Annotated in this window: 1 protein-coding gene; it reads right to left on the bottom strand. The window is 38.7% G+C overall.

The window, feature by feature from the left end; all coding sequences use genetic code 11:
• Positions 1-64: 64 nt before the first annotated feature.
• A partial coding sequence (locus tag WH277_RS01850; RefSeq protein ID WP_339504063.1) for a hypothetical protein occupies positions 65-501 on the bottom strand: 437 nt, incomplete at its 5' end.

The following is a 501-nucleotide window of genomic DNA, read 5'->3' as shown; positions in this document are numbered from 1 at the left end:
GCCCGGGGAAACTGATAATGTGTGCACTGAATTTTAACTCCAGAAAAATGTGTATCGTATTTAATTACCGGGTACTGACAGGAATATTATCATCAACAGTAGTGACTTTTTTATATTCGTAACCGTGGAACAATCTGTAATATTCCATTTCCTGAGCATCAGGATAGTCCCGGGTTGAGAAAAGTTGTCTGTTGTAAAGTGAGATATCCTCAACCGTCATATCATCAGTAATTTCGTGATAACTGGTGAATATTGTTGGTCGATAACGTGCGTTATTGTCGTGTATATATTGAATAGTGCGTTTCAATCCATCAATACTATCCCCGGGTAAGCCCATCATGATGAAACAGTTCAATTCAATATGATGATCCCGACAGAGAGCTGAAACGTCCTCAATCTTTCTCAATGCCATCGTTTTCATTTTTGGCAGATTACTTTCTGCAACCGCAGTTTCAATGGTTTCGACACCTAAACTTATTCTAATGCATTTAGCCTGTGACA

It is taken from the genome of Erwinia sp. MYb416, assembly GCF_037479575.1.
GTDB lineage: Bacteria > Pseudomonadota > Gammaproteobacteria > Enterobacterales > Enterobacteriaceae > Erwinia > Erwinia rhapontici.
Note: the sequence above shows the minus strand (reverse complement) of the source record. Positions and strands in the feature narration are given on the sequence as shown.